Source organism: Acidovorax sp. WCS2018Noco2-16 (assembly GCF_031843945.1).
GTDB lineage: Bacteria > Pseudomonadota > Gammaproteobacteria > Burkholderiales > Burkholderiaceae_C > Paracidovorax.
Map to the genome: position 1 here is coordinate 985,552 of NZ_JAVTJJ010000001.1, position 17,466 is coordinate 1,003,017.

Annotated in this window: 16 protein-coding genes; 2 read left to right on the forward strand and 14 right to left on the reverse strand. The window is 60.7% G+C overall.

Annotation, left to right across the window (positions count from 1 at the left end; translation table 11 throughout):
- Positions 1-49 precede the first annotated feature (49 nt).
- Positions 50-337 carry a hypothetical protein gene (locus RQI28_RS04420; protein WP_311221343.1) on the forward strand — a complete coding sequence of 96 codons (288 nt, stop codon included), beginning with the start codon at positions 50-52 and terminating at the stop codon, positions 335-337.
- 188 nt (positions 338-525) lie between these two features.
- Here RQI28_RS04420 and RQI28_RS04425 read toward each other — a convergent pair whose 3' ends face one another.
- The 3 genes from RQI28_RS04425 to RQI28_RS04435 all read right to left on the reverse strand — a co-directional run bounded on the left by RQI28_RS04425 (position 526) and on the right by RQI28_RS04435 (position 3,157).
- Positions 526-1,125, reverse strand: coding sequence for a DUF4276 family protein (locus RQI28_RS04425; protein ID WP_311221344.1), 600 nt, complete (start codon positions 1,123-1,125; stop codon positions 526-528).
- Complete coding sequence (locus RQI28_RS04430) at positions 1,125-2,288, reverse strand: AAA family ATPase (protein ID WP_311221345.1); 1,164 nt, start codon at positions 2,286-2,288, stop codon at positions 1,125-1,127. The genes RQI28_RS04425 and RQI28_RS04430 overlap by 1 nt, the downstream gene beginning before the upstream one ends.
- A 368-nt stretch (positions 2,289-2,656) precedes the next feature.
- Positions 2,657-3,157 (reverse strand): hypothetical protein, encoded by a 501-nt coding sequence (locus tag RQI28_RS04435; protein ID WP_311221346.1) that lies wholly within the window; start codon positions 3,155-3,157, stop codon positions 2,657-2,659.
- 89 nt (positions 3,158-3,246) lie between these two features.
- On the opposite strand from RQI28_RS04435, the gene RQI28_RS04440 reads away from it, so the two are divergent.
- Complete coding sequence (locus tag RQI28_RS04440) at positions 3,247-3,624, forward strand: hypothetical protein (protein ID WP_311230456.1); 378 nt, start codon at positions 3,247-3,249, stop codon at positions 3,622-3,624.
- On the opposite strand, the gene RQI28_RS04445 is transcribed toward RQI28_RS04440, so the two are convergent.
- The 11 genes from RQI28_RS04445 to RQI28_RS04495 form a co-directional block, all read right to left on the reverse strand.
- Positions 3,625-6,042 (reverse strand): hypothetical protein, encoded by a 2,418-nt coding sequence (locus RQI28_RS04445; protein ID WP_311221348.1) that lies wholly within the window; start codon positions 6,040-6,042, stop codon positions 3,625-3,627.
- A gap of 75 nt (positions 6,043-6,117) precedes the next feature.
- The gene (locus RQI28_RS04450; RefSeq protein WP_311221349.1) at positions 6,118-6,789 is read right to left on the reverse strand and encodes a hypothetical protein; all 672 of its coding nucleotides are present in this window, start codon (positions 6,787-6,789) and stop codon (positions 6,118-6,120) included.
- A 3-nt stretch (positions 6,790-6,792) separates the two neighbouring features.
- The gene (locus tag RQI28_RS04455; RefSeq protein WP_311221350.1) at positions 6,793-7,137 is read right to left on the reverse strand and encodes a hypothetical protein; all 345 of its coding nucleotides are present in this window, start codon (positions 7,135-7,137) and stop codon (positions 6,793-6,795) included.
- 81 nt (positions 7,138-7,218) lie between these two features.
- Complete coding sequence (locus tag RQI28_RS04460) at positions 7,219-7,632, reverse strand: hypothetical protein (protein WP_311221351.1); 414 nt, start codon at positions 7,630-7,632, stop codon at positions 7,219-7,221.
- A gap of 71 nt (positions 7,633-7,703) precedes the next feature.
- Positions 7,704-8,807, reverse strand: a complete 1,104-nt coding sequence (locus tag RQI28_RS04465; protein WP_311221352.1) for a N4-gp56 family major capsid protein — start codon at positions 8,805-8,807, stop codon at positions 7,704-7,706.
- Positions 8,808-8,973: 166 nt separating this feature from the next.
- Entirely contained in the window at positions 8,974-9,924 is a 951-nt protein-coding gene (locus tag RQI28_RS04470) for a hypothetical protein (protein ID WP_311221353.1), read from the reverse strand.
- A gap of 14 nt (positions 9,925-9,938) precedes the next feature.
- Positions 9,939-12,032: a genomic island protein gene (locus RQI28_RS04475; RefSeq protein ID WP_311221354.1), complete on the reverse strand. Its 2,094-nt coding sequence runs from the start codon at positions 12,030-12,032 to the stop codon at positions 9,939-9,941.
- Between the two features lie 2 nt (positions 12,033-12,034).
- Positions 12,035-14,722, reverse strand: a complete 2,688-nt coding sequence (locus RQI28_RS04480; protein WP_311221355.1) for an LAGLIDADG family homing endonuclease — start codon at positions 14,720-14,722, stop codon at positions 12,035-12,037.
- Complete coding sequence (locus tag RQI28_RS04485) at positions 14,719-15,582, reverse strand: terminase small subunit (RefSeq protein ID WP_311221356.1); 864 nt, start codon at positions 15,580-15,582, stop codon at positions 14,719-14,721. The genes RQI28_RS04480 and RQI28_RS04485 overlap by 4 nt, the downstream gene beginning before the upstream one ends.
- Positions 15,583-15,640: 58 nt before the next feature.
- On the reverse strand, positions 15,641-16,849 hold the full coding sequence (locus RQI28_RS04490; protein ID WP_311221357.1) for a hypothetical protein: 1,209 nt from the start codon (positions 16,847-16,849) through the stop codon (positions 15,641-15,643).
- A 33-nt stretch (positions 16,850-16,882) separates the two neighbouring features.
- On the reverse strand, positions 16,883-17,377 hold the full coding sequence (locus tag RQI28_RS04495) for a hypothetical protein (RefSeq protein WP_311221358.1): 495 nt from the start codon (positions 17,375-17,377) through the stop codon (positions 16,883-16,885).
- Between the last annotated feature and the right edge of the window lie 89 nt (positions 17,378-17,466).

Here is a 17,466-nt window from a genome sequence, read left to right on the forward strand (position 1 = left end):
GGACGTTGTGCTGCTTTGGACGATCTCCACGTCCAACGACAATCTGTGGATGGAATACCTGCTGCAGCTTCTCTTTTCCTGCCCGCGCTGCTGGCGGAACATCGGGCGCGTGATGTTCACAGTCTGCAGCACGCTCGCCCTGATCGGCTGGCAATTGGCTTCACGCGTCGACCGTGTGGAGCGCAAGACAGGCGTGCTCGTGGAACTGGACAAGGTGCTGGCGTCTATTCCGCTCCCCATTCCGACAACTGGTTTTGGGATCGGCCTGGCGGTGTTCGGGGCGGGCATCGGACTGGCGCTGGCCAAATTCGGGAAGTGGGCTGAGAAGGCGTTCTAGGAAAACGCTTTCGCGGCCCTTCCATACCTCGCTGCAAATTGCTGAGCTGACTCTATTAACCCATTCACTAAGCTGAATAAGCCAAAAGCAATTGACGTGATTGCCACTTTGTCTCACAGGCGCTGCAGCATTAACACTTCGTGTAGTTATTCCGGGGTGCAGAATTTAGGAAAACACCGGATAAAATCTTAGACCGCCCAGTAATTTGACGGTCTTTGCCGACCAAATGTGCTGTCCACGGCAGTAGCGAATGCGCGAAAAGAATCACACTTTTTATAAACCTTTTGAAGATCGAGATAAGGAGCAATCAATTTATTATGAGTCGCGTTTGAATATAGAGGCTTTGCCCTACTACGACAGATCGATTCAATCTCACTTTTTGGATGCCGAATGTTTTCAGGATTCACGTAATCTTTTGACCGTGGCAGGGATGTGAACACTTTTCGGCAAGCATTAATATCGGCAAGTATCCAAGACTCGATCATAGCCACCGGCACGATTGATATCGCCGCCTTACCTTCTAGAGTCACCGGCTGAATTACTCTACGAATAACTTCCTGCTGCTTTGCGGCTGGATCAAGAGAATCGGCGTCATGACACACAAAAATTGTACGCACAGCTTTAAAACTTGCCAACAAGCGCAATTCACGAGCGCCATCATTGAGCAACTCAGAACCAGACCCAAAACCCTTCCCAGCAACTGAAACACTCTTACTTCCGCAGAGACTCCAAACAATCTCTTTGAGCATTGCGTGGTCCGATTTATCCTCCGCCAATATCGCGAACATTATCCCTCGATCATGCTAATAAAATTATACAGGGGGCCGTCATCCTGGAGGTAGCTACAAGCAGCATCGAGTTCGTCCTCGGACAACTCGCGCACGGAAGTCACTCCACTAGCAGAATGGACTATTCTAATTTCCTCTGGACGTGCCGCATTCATGACCTCCGGTGAATGCGTCGCCATAAAGATTTGCCTTTCAGCAACGTAGGTCCGAAGCATTGGCAGAATCTCGTGAAGCAGGCCTGCATGAATACCATCCTCAGGCTGCTCAAGCATAAAGACGCTGTCGTCCTGATAAAAGAACGCCACGAACAACTTGATCAACCTGCGCGTGCCAAAAGATAGCTCATTCCAACCACGTGATTCACCTGACGCCTGATACTTCGGCATCCAGTTGAAAACATAGAACCGAGGCTTGCCTTGAGTATCAACACCTACACTCACAATATCAAATGAGTCAATAATTCCAATGTGACACAACATAACTATCAACTCTTCATAAAGACCCGAGTTACGCGTCTTCAAATCGAGCAGATGCATTTCAGTATCTGACGGGCGCGCCGCGTTCAGCTCAGAAGTTTTCTGCCATTTCAGAAAATCCTCTGCAGCTAAAAATCGAGATGTGCGCTCGTTGGCGAGAGTATCCAAGTGATTGTGGCTGAATTTAGAGACAAATCTCACAAATCCAGTCACCACGGGCATGACCGTATGGGTGGGCAACAATGAAATGATCGATAGACTTGCAATTGAATTCTCTCCGATAGGCAGCCTACTACCTTCGATTCCGACGGTCAGCTCTTGATTGCGGCGCTCAAAAATACGATCACGAGATCCATTTGTAAGTTTTGCATAAAGTGATTCTTCAACAAAGAAATCCAACCGAGGAGTATTGTTTTCCGTTACAAGATTGGCTCCCACCTCAATCTGATAAACCAGATGCTTGCCATCAATAAGCACTTCAATTTCCACACTTCGGGTCTCAAGGTTTGCGCTTTCTTCGAGGGACACCATGCCAGAACTCACAGACCGCGAAACCCAATGCAAAGCACGGAAAATATTCGTTTTTCCGACGCCATTTTTACCCACAAGTACAAGAAATTCTCCGATATCGGATATTTCAACATTCTCGCAAGACTTAAACTTTTTAATTACCAGCTTTTTAAGCATTTACAACCTTACGCTGCCGAGCCCCTTCGCGGTACGGATGTGAGGACACTTCTGCGGTCAGGAGTGTCGCACAGTAGCGGACGGCTGCTTCTGCCGTAAGGCCGGAAAAGCAGGAAGAGTCCACACTAACTCCCCCGTCAATGCTGCTAAGTTGGCGCTCAGCCGGTAGCGCTCCGCAACACTGGGCGGCCAAAGTAAAAACTCCGTGCATTACACGCCGTCTCAACCACCGAGCAGTCTGCCAATCAGTGTCAGAAGGAGAGCAAATCCGCCGGCGGCGGTCCTGGCCTCTGCCAGAGCTACGCCGCCGACTTGCGCATCTGCTGCGACATGCAGATCGCGCGCGCAGTACCTGCTCGAGAGGAGCCCTAGCAGTACTGACTGTGCTTCATCTGAAGCAGTCTGATCAAGATGCGACGGAGCAAGCCTGTGTCCGGACGGAAATGCATGCGAGGGCGGACCTGAGTCGAAGTTCTCGCATACGCACCCACTACACGCCACCCCAGATAGATGGAGACCTCGTATCGGTCATTCCGTGTCGGAAGAGGATTCACTCCAGAGACGCGCGCTGGATACCTGGGATCGTCTTCCGCAGGATCCTGCAAACGTGCAGGAACAGAGATAAGACTGCCATCTTCATGAATGAAACCGAAGTCCACTACTTCAATCTGGTGGTCACGAAGATTGACCACGTGCATGCCTTGGTTCGGGGTTTCCATAAAGCGGGAGTGCCCGTAAACCACCCGAATTCGATCGGACTTCTCCCAAACCTTCCAGCCCCATGTGACGAAGAACGAAATGATTCCCCCGACAAGCGCTCCGATTGCCGAGGCAATGCTGGCCAATTTGCCCAATTCATCGAGTTCCATGGCGATCTGTCCTCCGAGAATGCGCAAGTGTGACAGCAGCCAGCGAACGCTATCCTGTACCGCACCAGATCTTCTTCTCACGAGGCCCCATGGGAACATTCAGCCCAACACACTGGTTCATCGTCCTACTGATGCTCATGCCGCTCATGGCGCTACTCGTCATCCCCACCTGGCGCATCCTGCAGCGCGCAGGCTTCAACGGTGCCTGGGCCCTGCTGATGCTTGTGCCCATCGTGGGCATCCTGGTCTTGTGGTTCGTGTCGTTCTTGAAGTGGCCCGCTGACCGCGAGGGGCGCACCCAGTCCTCGAAAGGCTGGCTGGTGCTGGGCGTGGTGCTGGTGCCCCTGGCATTCATCGCACCAGTGCTGCTGGGGAAGGTGGCGGTGGATGGGCCTACCGTTCGGGCCGCACCAGCCGCGAAACCCTGCACCGACATCGGCGAGTTTCTCGGCGAGTGCAAGCGCTGATCAGAGATACCCGAGTCGCTGTAGCTCTGCCCGCTTCTGCTGCGGCGACAACTTGGCGTTGTCCCGGATCGCCACTGCACGCGGATCCTTTCCGATGTCCGCCGGTTGCCCAGCATCCACCCTCGCAGTTTCACCAGTCTGCTTGTTGTACCGCCACACGCTGCCCTGCGTGGAACTGCCATCGGCGTTCTTGGTGGTGGGCGTGACCTGAACACCCCACTCGTTCTGCGGCGCCCGGCCGGCCAAGGCCATGAGCAGTTCGCGCGCTGAGCGTTGAGTCTCCGGCGTCCGGGCGTTCTCCAGCTCCACCTGCGCTCGGTCGATGCGGTCTGCAGACCGGTTCGTGTAGCCAGCTGCGATTTGCTCGAGCGTCAGCCTTCCCTTCGCGATCTGATTGGCAGCATCGTCGCGGCGAGCGGAGATGTTGGTGCGCTCTGTGGCTCCCGTCTGCTGCAGACCCTCGCGCGCCAGAGACCCCGACTGACGCAGGCCTTCCAGATCTTGGCCCGCTTGGTTCTGGCGGATGTCGCTGTCCTGCTGCAGTGCAGCCCTGAAAGCCAGCATGTCAGCGTTGTTCTCGGCGCCACGCCCGCCCCAGCTCGAGCGATTCGTCAGGCTGCTTGCCGACACCGCGGCGTCACGCAAGCGCTGCTCCGGCGAGCGGCCAAGCATGTTGCCGTAGGTGCTGCTGGACCCGATGACACCCGAGGAGCCGCCGGTGAAGCTGCCAGGCTGTACAGGCCCGGAGCCAGGGCCCGTCGCCAGCGCCATCAGCCGAGCACGTGCGGCCTCGCCCTGTCGAGCGGCCAAATTGTCGGCCGCCGTCATGTTCTGCTGGCTGACCTGCCCGCGCGGTGGGAGTCCCGTCCCGGCAGCCATCAGACGTTCCTGCGCGCCCTGTCCGGTGAGCCGCGTGTCGTAGGCGGGGTTGTAGCCCACCGGCGTGGCACTGGTGAGCAAGCCGGCTCGCGCTGCAGCCTCGGGTGTCATTCCCACCGGCGAAGGCGCGGCCGACGTGTCGCCCGTGTTCATGAAGCCGCCGCCGGGCGTGCGCCCGTTCACGGTGATGTCGCCGGCCACGTTGGACCCCGAGTAGCTGTTACCCACGCGCGTGACGGTGTTGGTGGTGGGCGCAGGGCTCGTGCTGGGCATGGCGGGCTCGAAGGATGAAGTCGCCACAGGAGGCGGTGCCGCAGGATTCACTGACGCCGGGTTCGTGAAGCCGCGCCCCGCCCCGGCCGACGGCGCAGAAGGAGTCTGGGCTGCAGCAGAGCCAGGCAAGGCGCTGATCGCCGCTGCGCCGGCGCCGGCGTTCATGAGCCGCGTCGCTGCATTGATGCCGCCGCTGATCGCGCCGCCCGTCTTGGCCACCGCGGGAATCGCGCCGCCCCAGGAGCCCGGCAGCGCAGCCGCGATGTTCGACAGGTTGCGGCCAGTTTCTGTGTTGGACCAACGTTCCTGGGATCCGTCAGCAGCTGGGGATTGCTGGCCGCCAGCAGGGATTTGCGAAATGAGGCGCTGCCGCTGCTCGTTATCCAGCACAGCGCCGCCATCGGCATAGCCCGAGCGCATCGATCCAAGGTTCTGCAGTCCCAGGCCAGAGCTGGAGGAGCCTATGCCCAGGTCGATTGTCGTCTTCCGGGGCTTGCCAAGCATCCCGGCTTGCACCAGTTGATCGAAGGACATAGAAGGTGGATTTGCAGCACCACCCTTTGTACTGGCAGCTTGGCCCACGGGCGCAGCAGCCGAGCCGCGGTTCGTGATGGAGCTTGCTGCGGTATCGGCGTCTTGCTGGGCGTTGCGTGCTGCCCAATCGGTGCCGACAGAGGTCTGGCCGGTGCCACCCGGAGATCCGGATGTCGCTGCAGCGCTCAGGCTTGCAGGTTGCGGTGCGGCCGGCGCCATGACAGTTGCGGGATTCGGAGCTGGCGGGGCAATCGTCGAAGGCGCCGAGGAGAACGTGCCACTTGGCGCCCGTCCATTGATGGTGATGTCACCACCCACGTTCCCGCCGCTGTAGCTGTTGCCTACGCGAGTCACGTCGCTGACCATGCCGCCATCGGCTAAGCGCATCAGCCGTTCACGAGCATCCAGCCGGCCCTTGGAGGGGCGCTCGGCCACCGGCTTGTGGGTGGCATCCTTCAGTTGCTCCAGGGTCTGCAGGCCGATGGCAAACACCTGCTCAGGCGCCAGCTTGTGCTCGCCGTTGCTCAGGCGTACCGGCACCCGCTCGCCGGCCTTGGCCAAAGCGTTGTGGCCCACCGCCTGCGTGCTGTCGGCCGGCATGATGAAAGTGCCTGGGCGCACGCGGTCGAGCACGTCATCCGACGTGCCCGTGCCAGGTCCGCGCACGGGGCCGCCGTCGCGGTAGTGATGAGCGGGCGTGCCGGCGGCGATTTGGGCAAGTGTTCTGCGCATGGTGGTGGCCTTTGAAAAGTCTCGGGGAATTCTTCTGGCCCAAAGCAGATGTGCCAATCCCTACTGGCGCGACGCTCACCAGTTGATGCGAACGATGGGTGGGCGGCGATCGCGCTGCTTGCGCTGCAGATTGGCATCCGGACGCTCGCCAAAGGCTCGGACGAACAACGCCAGCGCCTCGGCACCCTTTGCCGGGTCGAATGTGTCGGCGTCCTGCTTGAGGTAGGCCCGGTGCAGTACCCAGTCCATGAGCCGCTCGTGGAAGCGCTCGGGGATCTCGGGCCGTCCCTGGCCGAGATCGGCGCTCAGCGGCTTGAGGGCGCCGCGGTACACCGTCAGGTTCAGCGTATCGGCCTGGGTGGGAAGGCGCACCAGGCGCAAGCTTGCGGGTCGCGAGCCGCTGGCTTGATCGAAGATGAACCACCGCGGAAGGCCCTTCATGCTCTCCCAGCCGCAGCAGTCCTCGTCCAGCTCTTCGACACTCGTTTCATCAAGCGGCCTGCCTCGTAGCGTGACGCGCTTGATCTCGAAGACGCTCGCGTGGAGCGGGTAGGTGGAGAGGTTGGGCTCAATGGCGATGGTGCACACATCGGGCGTCAGGCGATCCTCGATGAGCTTGGCACGCTCGCATGCCTCCTGCACTGCCTCGTTCAGGTAGCGGACGATCAGCTCATCCGACCAGAAATGCGGCTGAACGTTGTCACCCACCGCACTCCGAAAGTCATCGATGAAGTCCGCTACCTTCATGGCTTACACCTTGGCCGTCAGCTCGGTGAAGATAGCGTCTGCTTCTTCTCGAGGGACAGCGAAGCCGAGCCGAGCCCTCAGGCGCAACAGGTTGGGCTTGCCCTCGCCGGTGAAGTCGTCTTCGGCCTTGCCATCGAGCATGCCGGTGAGCGCTGCAGCGATGGCGGCCTTGCGGTCTTCAGCCGTCAGCACGGTGGTGCCGACGTCATCGAAAGCGACGGCACCGCGTGCGCTGGCTTCCTTGTGGAACATCTTGTCCAGCACCACGCCCTCAGGGGGGACTACGGCGGTGTGCCCGGTGGTGAGTGCGACGTGGATGGGCTGGTCAGATGGGGAGCGGAATTTCATGATGGGTTCCTTGAAAAGAGCCCGGCGGATGTGAGGCCGCCGGGCGAAGGGTCACGATGACCCGACCACGAGAGATGAAGATCAGCCCTGGCTGAAGGCTGCGCGCCCGTCCACGATGTAGAGGACGGTCAGACGGCCAGCGCCTGCAGAAGGAGCGGCGCCAGCGCCAGTCCATACGATGCCGACGGTTGCAGCTGCGGCGTACTTCTTGCCGGTGGCCACGATGGGGACAGCGCCTGGCGCCGTGATGTCAGCCGACTGGGCTGCATAGGTGGCAGCTGCAGCAGCGTTCGCGCCGACCTTGTCACCGATGGAGAACTGGTCGGTCGTCGCGCTGTTGAAGATGGTCGTGATGGCCAGATGGCCGCCGACGACGATGGCGCCTGCTGGCACATCTACTGCCGCGGCGTAGGTGCCGCTGGTCACGTCGGCAAAGGTGAAGTCAGCAGTGGCCGCGATGACTTCCTGGCGGCCGGTGAGTTTCTTGATGGGCATGATGATTCCTTCAACAACAAGGGGGAAAGAGGAGCGCGGCCGGAGCGCGAGGCCCCGGCCGGCAGATCTGCTTACTGCAGGTAGTGGTCGATGGTCAGCAGGCCGAAGTCTTCGTCGCTGCCGTCGTAGATCGATGGGAAGACAGGCTTTTTGAAGCCAATCATCCGGTCGATGTTCAAGCCGACTTGGCTGTCGTACTGGAACAGCTTCTCGATCCAGTTGCCGTCGCCGATGTCAGCGAACGCGAGCGCCTGAGAGCCGCACAGCAGGGTGCGCGTGCCATTCACGTTGCCGCCAGCGCCCCACTTCGAACCGTTCGCCGCACCCTTGGTGTTGTAGACCAGCGTGTGCTCGTGAATCACAGCACCGTCCACGGTCACGGTGGCGCCCGTGAACCAGGGCGAGTCCATGCCGGCCTTCGTGGCCACAGCCACAACAGCGCGCTGATACGACTCATCCTTCTTCAGGGCGGCCAGCGTGCCCGGGGCCACGAACATCACGTAGTACGGCTTGCCGCCCGCCATCAAAGGCTTGATACGACGCTCCTTCGCGTAGGCGATGGCGTCCACGATCATGTTGTACTTCGGCACGTATGCCGAGGTGATGGAACCAGTGGCCGATGCCTGCAGGCTGGTGCCGTCCCACATCAGCGAACGCTTGGCCGAAGGCCCGGTCACGTCTGCGGCAAACGTCAGCGCGGGGAACACCGAATTGATGCGAGGCGCGCCGTTATTCTCGAAGGCGTAGCTGATGCCCGACATCGTGAGGAATGCCAGCTGGTCGGTGCGCTGGGCCAGCCAGAACGAGAGCTTGTCCTTGCCCTGGGAGCGGAAGTTGATGACGTTCTTCTGGTCATCCAGACGACCTTTGTTCTTCACGCTGTGGCTGAGCTGGTCGAGCTGGATGATCTGGCTGTGCGCGTCCATCGCCTCTTCATTGCCCTCGCGCTCGTCGTCACCACGCACCCCGTCTCCGACCAGGTCGGCAACCAGCTGGAACAAGCACTGGGTGCCCTTCTCGGTCGCCGTGAGTTCGGTGATGCGGTGCACGACGCTGTTGCCCGTGTCGCTCATGAAGTTCTTGAGGAACATCTGGTCGCGCGCGGCCTTCCAGACGACCCGGGACCAGTTGATTTTCTGAACCGGCGTCAACTCGCCGAATGCAGTGAATGCCATGTCTATCTCCAATCAGTAGGATTACTTCTCGGGACATGACGCCGCCCATCTGCGGAAAACATGGCTGTGGTGACGGCCAAGAGCGCCTGACTGTTTAACGCCCGTCAGAGGCGGCAACCCGGTGTGACGCTGGCAAGGTGGGTGAGCCCTTGCCAGCCTTGAGGTGCTACGCGAGACCGAGTGCGCTATCCAGCTCCGCTTTCGACGACCCAGTGATCTGCTCGTCGGTGAGCGTCTTCGTCGCGTCAATCTTGGACGCCGTGGCACGGTTGCCCATGCCCGCCTGCACAGCTGCTGGCTGCAGCAGAGAGTCCGCTGCGCCACGCTTGTCAGCACGCTCCAGGCGAGTGTCGGCAGGAGCACCCCCATCGGGCAATCCCTTACTGGGGGTGCCGTCCGGAGCGAAGCGCGGGGCAATGGTGGAAATGGCGTCCGCCAGGGCCAGGTGCCGAGGCATGCCCGTCGCAGTCTTGGCTTTCACACTGGCCTCAATCAGCTCCAGCGCAACGGCGCCTTCGTCCTGGTCCAGCCACGGGTACGCCTGAAGCGCGCTTGCCACGACGTCCTGAGATTTGGCGGCCGCCTGCTGCTGCTGCGATGTCTGTTCAAACCGCTGCATCACCGAGTTTTCGATGTGCTGGTTGATCTCACGCCGAATCGCGCCAGCGCCCTTGGCATCCCCGTCCAGCAGCGCCTGGGCGTACTGCTCTTCGGCGGCATCCACATCGAAGGCGACTGGGGCCGGAGCTGCGGCCGCTGCTGGCGCAGCCGCTGGCTGCTGCCCTGCCTTGAGCGCCTGAACCTCCTTCTGCGCGGCCGCCAGTTGCTCTTCCAGCAGACGCCTGTTTTCGTTCACTTCCCGGAAGCGCGCGTAGGGCACGTTTTGAGTTGCGCCGGCGCCCTCCCCCGCACCGGCATCACTGGCAGCCGCTGCCGAAGGTGCCGAGGCCGGTGCTGGTGCCGCTGTCTCGCTCGTGCCGCTGCTCGGCTGATCATCGTTGCCAAGGTCCAGTGCCTCTTCCTGGGTAGCGTTACCGGTCCCCGACGATCCATCCTCGTCGGGCTTCATGTACCCGCTGTAGGGCAGCAGACGGCGTTTCAGTTCACGGATGTTCATGGTCTCGTTCTCCTTCAGGGTTGCAGGCCATCTGCGGCCAGGGTTTCGATTCCGTCGCTCGCGCCCACGGCGGGGCTGGCTGGATTCATGGGGTCGGTGTTGCGCGGCATGTCCAAGGTGGGCAGCCCGTCTGGTACTGAAGGCACGATGGGGCCAGCGTCTTGGTCCACGTAGCCCGCTGACTTCAGCAGGCCATCAGCCAGCGCTGCAGTGGCAGGGATCTGGGCTACCACCTGGGCTGTTTGCACGCCGCTGTACTGGGTCTTCACCTTGACGTCGGTAGCCTGCGCATCGGTCTTGCGTGTCTGTGCGTTGAGCAACTGGACACGTGCATCGACCGTGGGATCGGCCGGCGGCTGGTCGCCCGGCAAGGACGCCAGGATCTCCTGCTTGTCCGACAGGTTGGAGTACCGGACCATCGTTGCGTCGTTGATCCGCACCCCGGCCTTGCGCATCTCCAGCGCCTGCTGGAACTGGCTGTTCTGGAACGTGACTTGCATGGGCTGCTCGGTGATCACCACGTCGTAGGTGCCGATGGTCACGTCGTTGATGTAGCCGCCCGTGGCTGGGTCGAACTTGTTGATCTCCACCAGCTCCTCCTTCGGCTTTCCGGTGTTCGGGTCCGTCTCGGTAATGCGGAAGATGCGGTGCGTGTCGTAGTAGCGCTGGATGAGCTTCAGAATGCGCTTGGCCAAGAGCTGACGGGTGTAGGCCAGGTTGTCCAGCGGCACGGCCAACTGCTGCTGGCTGGCGAACTGCTTCGACTGGATAGCGATGCCTGAGGTCTCTGGTCCCTGCACGCCTCGCATGGCCTCGGGCACGGTGACATCCTTCAGCGCCTTGTCCGCACGGTCGATGAGGTGCGTCACGCCGGTGGGCACCTGGTTCGCCTGGATCTTCTGAGGCGGCTTGGATCCCTTTTTGTATTCGATCACCAGGCCGTTCTGCGCCCCTCGGGTCTCCAGTTCTTTCATCGTCATGTTGGTGACGGAGTTCTCCTCCACCACCCAGCCGCTGTTGGCGCTGGAATTGACGATGTGCACCACCTGAGAAACGGCTTTGTTCAGAACCTCCTGCGGACCGATCGCGTTGTCGATCATCCCGACCGTCTTGCCACGGCGGAAGTAAGCGAAGTACGGCACCACGGTGAAGTGCTCATAGGGGCTGTAGTGATCGTGAAGCGTGGCGGTGAATGTTGTGACAGTCCACTTCACCCGACGGCGCATGCGCTTGGCCTTGACCGCGCCATTGGCAAGCGCGTCAGCCACAGAGTCGGCGGCCATGGTGGCTTCCACCTGCACGTCGCCCGTACCCGGCCACACCAGGCAAGGTGTCAACTCGTAGACAAACCGCTGGCGGTCGATGACGCGGTACCGGTCGAGCCCGTCTTCCTTGATGGCACACGCATCGGTGTAGCCCCAATCCTTGCGGGTCGCAAATTTGTTCCGATCCGCCCCGTCTTCGAGATCCCCGAAGTCTTCGCCTGCGTCGTTGCTGGACTCAGCGCGCTTCCTGGCCGTCTTGCCGTAGATCTGCTCGATCTCATCCAGCGTGAGCCAACGGGTGATGATCACGTCGCCCCACTTGTCGGGGTCGTAGCTCTTGGCGTCAGGGTCCGGGATCACATCGAGCGGGTCCAGCGTGCCCACCACGATCTCGCCCTTGATGTTCTCGTCGAAGGACATCCGCACATCGAAGTACCCGCGCTGCTGGATCAGGCCATCGCTGAAGACTTGCGTCTCGTGCCAGTGCAGGGCGCACAGGTCCGCCACCTGCATCGCCACCTTGGACAGGATGGTGGCCTTGAACAGGTCCGAGTCTCCGCCCCGCGGCTTGAACGCGATGTCCATGCGGTTGTGGATCTGGTAGCCGATCGCACTGTTCACGCTGGGCATGATCTGGTTGAACTCATACCCCGGCCGGCGTGCAGCGATCAACGCAGCGCGCTGCTCTGGAGTGATCTGCCGCCCTCCGCCCAGGTACATGTCCTCGCAGCGCGCTGCATGCGGCAGGTAGTCGATGTGGCCACGATCCTTGCCGTACAGGTAGCGTGCCCAGTTCTCGCGCGCCGCGCCGTCCGCGAGGCTGGTCGGTGATGTGTCGTTCATAGTCATGCAGTCGCTTGGTCCCAGTGGTCGGAACCAGAGGCTGCGAGGCGATCTCGCCAGCTCTTGGCTTTCGGCTTGGGTTCGGGTTTGGGAATGTCGGCCGCGAAGGTCATGGCCACCGCATCGCCCTTGTCCGGGCTGCGGCCCAGCACAAGGCGAATGTCGTCCTTGCTGCTGACCAGGATCGCTGCGCTGCGCCCCATGGTCACCACCTTGTATCGGGGGGCCGTCAGGTCACCCAGCAATTCCTGATCAGGCGGAAGCGCGATGGGATCTGGATTGGTAGGGTCCAGCGCCTCGCGTAGCAGCCAGTAGTACTCGGCCCGCTTGTTACGAAAGCGCAGTTGGCCGGACTTGTCCATTAGGGCGCTGCCCTCGGAACCCACCACCGCGTGCACATGCAGGCCCAAGCCCGTGATGAAGTCCAGGGCGCTGGAGCCGATACCGATTGAATCGATGCACACCACCGCGCCATCTCGGATCAGCGGCGCGACGAATCCTGCAGCTGATGGGCCATCCTTCGTCACCACGCCCGGTGCGGTGATGATCTTGTCGAACCACTGCCTATGCCGGCGTGCAGCTGACGACTTGTCCTGCCCACCGCGCGAAGGATCGAAGCCCATGGCGGTCATGAGGCCCTTGGTATCACGCTCCCTCCATCTGGCCTGAGCGGCCTTCACCCATTCTGTGGGGATGAGCTGCCACACTGGATCTGAAGTACCGGCGTTGAAGTCTCCTCGGAGCATCTGCGAGCGCAACGGTTCTGGCAGCGCCTGCAGCGTGGCCTTGTAGCCCGTAGTGGTCAGGAACAGGTTGTCATCCACTCTAGACGGGATGAAGGTACGGCTGGTCGGCACGACCATCTCACCGTTGACCATCACTGGCGAGTTGTTAGGCACTTCCAGGTCTTCACCTCTGTCGTTCGAGATGTACCAGCGCAACTCACCTGGCTTGGCAGGGTTTGGGTGCTGAGGATCGAGCCATGCGGCCCAGTACCGTTTAACCCACTCGCCAGAAGGCTCAGTCGGCGGATTGCCTGCGCACACCACACGCTGGCGCACCCCTGCATTGCCAGTGCGCTTCCAAGCAATCAGGGTTCTGAACTGCGACTCGGTGAAGTGGGTGATCTCGTCGAAGCCCTTGAGGTCATGGGGGCGGCCCTGATACTTCTTCCAGTCGCCAGCCTTCTGGACGCTCCCAAACTCCAGGATCTTCTTACCTGGTAGCCGCCAGAGATGGTCCTGCCCGTTGTAGCCGTCGCGCGAGCCGAGGATTTGCGTCATCCGCTCTTCCAAGCCGATCAGCTGGACGGCCTCGCGCCGGAAAATGATGCTCTGCTCCTGCGAGGTGAGGGCAAGGCCCAGCAGCAGGTCCGTGTTGTGCGTGGCCACCATCGCGTCGCCTGCCAGGAACTGTCGGCTGGGGCTATCCACGCTGATGCAGCGTGTGGGCACACTCTCAATGGCGCTGCAGTCCACTAGGTATCGAAAGGAAGTTGTGCGGCGCGTTTGCTTTTTCATGCGGCCCAGTTGCCGGGGCAGCGTGAAAACTGGAACGGTGGTGGTGAAGAGCACGCGCCACTTTTCGCCCATACATATGCCATTCAACTTGGCCTGCCCTTTGTGCATAGTGGCTTTGATTCCGAGAGACCTGGCCAGCTCCAGAACGCCGCAGGCGATGCCTTCGTGCGTGCTGTTGAACTCGGCTCCACCATCCGGAGCGACATACCCATCGGTGTCCATCAGGCCTCGGAGGAATTCCAGGCGTTGCCCGGCGCTGGCCCGCAGGTAGCTGGCGGGCACATGCTTGTTCTTCAGCTGCCCGGCAGCCCGAAGTGCCGGCATCAGGCCAATGATGTTGTGCTGGTTGTCCGCCCACGAGTAGCTTCGGACCTCGAAGCCATCGGCGCGGATCCGGTCAATGACCTCCAGATCTCGCGCCGTGATCTGGGCACTGGCCGATGCGCCATGCCCTAGCCAAGCACCCAAGGTATACGGAGGAATGGGCAAGTCCGATTCGGGCAGTTGGATCGGCTCGTTGATGGCGATCGCATGATTCGCTCGGCCTGAAGCCGAGCGGAGCGTGGCAGCCAGCGTTGCCGTGTCGCGCATGGTTCCACGAGGGACGTCCGGCACGTGAGCGGCAGCCCGCGCCTTGTTTCTCTCGATGAGGGCCGCCGTGAACGCGGGCGACTTGTTTCCACCGATCCGAGAGGGTCGCGAGGCTCTGCGCTTCGCGCGCCAATCCGGCGCCATGCGTGTCAGCGACGAAAGCTCGGCAGCGCTGAAAGTGACCCACCGGTGCACGTCATCAGCCACGAGCTCCGCGCCATCGTCGAACCGTAGTCTGAAACACTCGCGCTGCTGAACCGGACTGACGCCGACCACGCGGCACGGAGCCCCGTCCGGAGCGAGCACGCAGTCACCTACCTGCAACTCGCCCATAGTTGTCCAGCCAGTTGGCGTGGGCAAAGGGGTGTCCAGCGCCAATCCCTTCCCGCCTCCGGCTGAACCGCCATAAAACACGACGTCGGCGGGTGAGTGGTACGCCATGGATTGCGGCCCAGCCTGTGGCACCCAAACCGAGGGGTCGGCCATCATCAAGAACGCGTCGAGGGCAGCACGAGCCTCTGCATCCAGGCCCTGGACCGCCTGAAGCAGCTCTGCGGTGGTGGGCACTGCCAGCGTCATTCAGCACCCCGCGTGCGAAGCAACTGGCCCAGCGTTGAGAGCAGCCCTGGATTTGCCTGCAGCAATGTCGACATGCGCACCGCGCGTTCGGCGTCCGTCATGTCACGAATCACCAGCGGGTTCTCAGCGGTGCCAACATCGGATCGATTCCACCCCTGGGCCTTCATGATGCTGTCCAGGGCGGCGCGCTTGTCGCTCCACTTGACCTTGCGCACCATCAGTGGGGAGCTGTCCTTTCCACCGCCATCAAGCTCAACGGTCTCGTACGCTGCGATAGCGGCCGCTGTTTCCCCGTCCATTTCATGCGGCAGCTTCAGCGCCCCGCTTTCGTGATACGCGTGCCGAATGTCGAAAAACGCCAGCTTCGCGTATTCGGCGAGGGCCCGATCTCTTGATAGTCCGAGCCGGGCTGAGGTCTTGGCGCGTTCGGCAGCAATGGCCTCCTGCACTTCAACCTTTCCCAACAGGCGCGACGCCAGAGTGCTGGCGCTCTTCTCGGGTGTGCCTGGCACCGTACGCATATACGCCTTGGTGCCGTTCAGATCGATCAAGTACTCGACGACGAAGCGTTCCCGGCGCATGCTCAGCTCAGTGCCGGAGAGCGTCTCAGCAGCTAGCTCTTCAGCTAATGGGGCCTTTACCTTGGGCGGAACCGGGACCAGCCCGGGCCTTTTCTCAGGCCTGGTCCATCCCTTTGCCTTGGCATGCTTCTGAACCGCCGTGTGCGAGATGCCGTGAGCGGCACCGATTTCCCGTGCGGACTGGCGGGTGGTGCAGTAGGCAATGGCCACTGCCTCCCAATCCACGGGTGAGGTCGAGGCGGGGGGGAGGCCGGCAGGCTTGTGCTGTTTGGTTTCCACACACCGGATGATTCCGGCAACGCATGGAAACTGGAAACCCTATAAGGGGGGAGCCTGCCTATGCTGCCGCTAGCCTTCGCTCGATCTCTGCCGGCAACTGAACTAGCCTTTGCACCACCGATGTGCCATGGCGCTTCACTTGCGCCTGGATATGCGGTGCCATGTAGGCATCTGCTCGGAAGATGTCAACGTATGGCGCGTACATCGCATGCATTGCATCTGGCACTTGGCTGTCGGTTGGTAACGTCCGCCGGCGACCACCGACGTTATCCCAAACCGAAGACATCATCGAGCGCATCGTCGCATCGATTCCTGGACAGAACTGACCCACTTCCAAAGTGGTTATCGGTTCCGACAGTTGTATGCCGCATTTTGCGGCGACACTCCGCACGATACCGACCACCTGAGTGTCGACTCGGGTCTGCCAGTCTCTCTTCGTACTGATTGGAAGCTCCTCCCATAGATTAGGTTTGGAGGTGTCTCCCGCAGGCATGGCTTTCAATTCTTCGGCTAGGGCAATCAGCCCTCGCAACTGCGATCCCAATTCGCGACCAGGTTTGCGGACGATGTCTGCAAGAGGCAAAGCGAGTTCCGGATTTTCAGTGAACCATCGCATAAGCCAACTTGGATCTCTCAGCGATTCCCCCATCGCTTCGGACGCTTCGTGCCGTGTGGCTTCGCCCAACGCATACCGCTTGAATACCTCTGCATTCTTCCGGTCCATTGGCCACTTGGCTAGGATGCCGTCTACATATGTTTCGGTCGCCGTCGCACGGATGGCCTCATGCAACGCCGGTCTCAACGCCCCGTTCTTGAACATTTTCCGCTCTGCCGCTCGACGCTGCTGCCTTGGCAGCGCTTTCACATCGTGGTCTGCTTCAAAGCTTTGCCTCATCATTTCTGAAAGCGGAAGCGGGTCGTCAAATTCAATGCTTGGGAACCAATCCTTCACCCCAACGACCGCTGTTCTTGGTAGCGCACTTCTTCCTGCCAGGGCGCGCACCTCTTTTTCAAAGAGATCGGCTGGGTAAAGCAGAGCACTACGGCGGCACAACTCAGTCAGCAAATCTCCGCGCGCAATGGCGTAGTCAACCGCGTGCGAGCCTGTCGGTACAGCTTCACAAACGACCAACCCAGAGAATACGAAACGAACCTCGCCAGACTGAGCGTGTGCAAGCAGGTTGCGTCTGATTTGGACCAGTTCCGGCTTCAGGACGGCATCCGAAAGCACCGAATAGTCTTGACTGTCGAGATAGACCGTAAGCATTTCACCCCCTCTGGCAATACTATAGTCGGCGCGCTATCCCTCCCCAAGATCACGCTTCAGCTTCCGCAGTTCCTGCTGCACCTCATTCACGATGAGGTTCAGATCGTGGCCGCTCTGAATGTTGCTGAACTGGGCGAACTGGCCCGCCATCAAAGCACCGACCATTCGCGCTTCCTTCGGCTGCAGGACAAGCACTTGCTCGCCGACCTCCAGGATGAAAAACCCGTCTGTGGTCATCGAGGCTGAGACAGGCCGCGGTGGGTCATACCTCGGCACTGGGACATAAACGCCGGCACGCACTCTGCGCAAACTCCCGCCTTCGATCATCCGACTAACGTGGTCGTCGACGATGGTCATCTTGTAACCGGTCAGCTCCACCAGCAGCTCGCGGGTGGCGACCTGCTCCTGGCGATGCAGGTCGAGGATCGTGTCCCAGATCACCTGGGATGTCGACTTGGCCAGCTTGTCCTTTTTCAGCGGGATGCTCTGCACAGGCTGAGGGAAAAGTGCTGCGAATGATGTGGTCATGGGTAGGTCTCCTCGAAATGCTGAATCAATTCGGCGCGCGGTTGACGCTGCGCGCACTGGGCCGGTTGCAGGACAACACCCGGGTGCCA